Here is a 333-nt window from a genome sequence, read left to right as displayed (position 1 = left end):
ATTGCTTGGGTGAAGGGGGTGAGGACGGGGTCCATGAGGGGTGAGTGGAAGGCGTGCGAGACCTGGAGGACGCGCGCCTTGCGCCCCCGGCCCTTCCACCACTCCACCGCGGCGGTGATCTGCTCGGCAGGGCCGGAGAGCACGGTGTTGACGGGGGTGTTGAACGCGGCGACGGACAGCCCGTGGTGGTCCGCCAGGAAGGCGGTGATCTCCTCCTCGCCCGCGTTGACGGTCGCCATGGCGCCGCCGGGGGGTAGTTCGCCCATGAGGGTGGCGCGGGCGGTGACGAGGCGGGCGGCGTCTTCGAGGGTGAGGACGCCGGCGATGTGGGCG

General features: G+C 71.8%; 1 protein-coding gene. It reads right to left on the bottom strand.

The features are described 5' to 3' along the window. Positions 1–333 (bottom strand): acyltransferase domain-containing protein (locus tag IH54_RS41140; RefSeq protein WP_043183741.1); only part of this gene is annotated, 333 nt, incomplete at both ends.

The organism is Streptomyces sp. NRRL F-5123, from assembly GCF_000721495.1.
Taxonomy (GTDB): Bacteria; Actinomycetota; Actinomycetes; order Streptomycetales; family Streptomycetaceae; genus Actinacidiphila.
This window is presented reverse-complemented; position numbering and strand designations above follow the sequence as displayed.